Genomic DNA, 2920 nt, shown 5'->3' on the forward strand with positions numbered 1-2920 from the left:
ATTTTACTAGAAGATATGGCAGCAAAAGTCAATCTTAGTTCTTCCCATTTCTTCTAGTAAAATATTATTGCCATAATTAAGGGCAATGTAATCTAATACTTGTTTATAGTATTTGGTAGTGAGCTTTTAGTCAAATTTATTATCAAACGCTAAAGAAAATACTGCTATAATATCAAATCCAGTAGCATTGGTATAATTCAGCATTTAGTAATATAGCAGTCAAAGGAAAGGTTCGGACAAATAAAAAGTTTAAAACTTAGACAAAGTAAGATTTTTTAAACTTCGGTTCTTTCTTCTTCCTTCTGCTATAAGAGTAAATATTGTAGGATAAACTGCCGTTTGCTCTACTGCCAGCAAAAACTATATTATTCAATTTCGACCTAACAATTTATTAGCGAACGCTAAACTACTTCATCATAAATTATCCTCAACTTTTTCCAATCATAAACTGAACTAAACCAGGGAATAATCGATAAGTTTCTGTTGCTAAAACAGCCGGACCTACTACTACTTCAGACTGGTTATTTTTTACAGCATTCCAGATAGCTTCAGCAATATCTTTTGGCTGACTAACAAAATTAGATGTTAAAACAGAATTCATTTGTTGACGACTACTTTCTACTTCAGAATTATCCCCACCACGAAACTGCGCTCTTTCCATAAAATCGCTATTAATAACCCCTGGTTGTACAGAAGTAACATTAATTCCTTTTGACTGTAATTCCAGACGTAAAGTATCAGTTAATCCAGTAACTGCATATTTACTAGCACAATAGGCAGTCATATTTGGCAAAGGCATTTTCCCACCAAAAGAACCAACATTAACAATTGTGCCAGATTGATTTTCCAAAAAATGGGGTAATAAAGCTTTTATTGTATTCACATAACCGAAAAAATTAACATTCATTAATTGTTGAAAATCTTCTAATGTTGTATGCTCCATTGCACCAGTCAAACAAACACCAGCATTATTAACTAATATATCGATTTTGTCATAAAAATCTATAGCTTTATGCACCAAATATTCCACTTGTTTAACATCAGTAACATCAGTAGGAATAGCCAAAGCAGAACGACCGTTTGCTCTAACTTCATTAGCTGTTTCTGCTAATTTGTCTAGTGTTCTAGCAGCTAAGACAATATTATATCCTTTTCTAGCAAATAAAAGTGCTGTTGCTTTGCCACAACCTTGAGAAGCACCAGTAATTAAAACTGTTGGTAGCATTGTTTTTTTGTGAATAATTAAAATTTGATATGTACAGCAGAAGGAAGAAAGAAGAAGGAAAAAACTTCCATTGTCTGAGTTTTGAGTTTTTGATATGTCCTAACCTTTCCTTCGACTGCTATATAGAAAATAGTGTAACGCAACTATAAGAAAAAAGGAAAATTTACTAAAAAAAAGAGTTTATACCATTTCTCGCGCATTCTTGCTACATCTTATTGAGGGTAGGTAGGGAGGTTACATACAACCTCCGTAGGTCCTAGGGTTTCTAGGAATAATATATCTTCACTTAGTGCCTAGAATTGTTAAAAACATTATTGAAGCTTACTTATTATATCATGTCCGTTGGTATCGTTTGTGTAAACCCAAGGGTGAATATCTACAGGAAATTTAGGTTTTTTTCTTGCTCAATAGCCTTCTTCCCTCTTCCTTCTTCCTTAGCTTCGCGCTTACAATACCGATGCTACCGGACATGATATTACTTAATAATTGAAGTCTTAAGGAAATATAGCATTAATGCGGGGTTGGTGATTTGAGGTATGATATCATGTCCGGATAAGAGCGCTATAGAACTCCGTTCCGCTTACGCGATGATGCTGACGCAACGCTTCGCGTTAACGTGCGTTGTGCACCAACAAACAAAAAACTTTCTCCTTCTACTGTTCTTTCTTCTTCTTCCTTCCCTCCTAAGTTCTAACTCCCCCTCCCAGGAGGGGGAGGGGCGAGGGGTGGGTTGACTCCTAAGTAATAAAGATTAATATTATACACACGCTTCAGCAACGCCAGCATTAATGCTTATGAATTGGTATTACAGCAATTATAGCAACCACAAGGTTGGTGTTTAACAATTAGTGCGAGCATCTTGCTCGCGTCATGAATAATCATAATTACCCGATGTCCTAATATTAAATAGACATCTCCTCCACGCATAGGCAGTAGGCAGTAGGGAACCCAACCCCTAACCCCTCCCAGGAGGGGAATAATTGATAATTTATGTGTGAGAATTGATTTGATTTTGGATTTTTACCAGATGTCTAATAGACATCTCCTCCAAAAGAGGGAGCAGGGAACAGGAATAAACAATTGACAATTTATAGATAAGAATTGCTTTTATTTTCGATTTTTGCATATGTCTATTCTTTCCGCTTAATTAAGCTACCACCTAAAACCTACCACTTACCACCTACCACCTTCTTCAAAATCTACTCATCTTTTAACTTTCTTTTTCCTCTCATCCTTGCCAAAATTTGTAGGTCAACACTTTGATCGGTTTCATCCACAATTTCACCAGTTAATTCTTCCAAAACATCTTCCAGAGTAACCACCCCCGACATTCCTCCATATTCATCTAAAACTACCATCAAATGTTGACGATATTTCTGAAATTCTTTTAGCAATATATCGACTCTCAATGTATCAGGAACAAATCTAACATCTCGCATAAAATCATAAATTTTATTACTATCTTTTCCTTCTATAATTCCTTTAAGTAATTCATTTTTTAACGCTACACCAAGTACATCATCTATAGAATCTCCAATTACAATAATGCGACTATGTTGAGAAGAAATAATATCTGACTTTACCTCATTCAGAGTTGCATTAGCATAGAGATAAGTCGTCGCTATTCGAGGTGTCATAATATCAAAAGAATTTTTGTCATTGAGCCGAAATACTCTTCTAATCATTTCAGCTTCA

General features: G+C 35.1%; 2 protein-coding genes. Both read right to left on the reverse strand.

All coding sequences use genetic code 11. From position 1 onward, the window contains the following. Nucleotides 1-427 precede the first annotated feature (427 nt). A complete protein-coding gene (locus F6K13_RS26480; RefSeq protein WP_124147390.1) occupies nt 428-1225 on the reverse strand; it encodes an SDR family oxidoreductase in 798 nt (265 codons plus the stop codon). A gap of 1199 nt (nt 1226-2424) precedes the next feature. After that, nucleotides 2425-2920, reverse strand: a 496-nt coding sequence (locus F6K13_RS26485; protein WP_287288920.1) for a CBS domain-containing protein, incomplete at its 5' end; no start/stop codon positions are given.

It is taken from the genome of Okeania sp. SIO2B9 (genome assembly GCF_010672505.1).
GTDB classification, from domain to species: Bacteria; Cyanobacteriota; Cyanobacteriia; order Cyanobacteriales; family Microcoleaceae; genus Okeania; species Okeania hirsuta.

Bases quoted from the DNA above. Each gene is read 5' to 3' on its own strand.
- F6K13_RS26480 (WP_124147390.1), bottom strand. From the start codon at position 1,225: ATGCTACCAACAGTTTTAATTACTGGTGCTTCTCAAGGTTGTGGCAAA.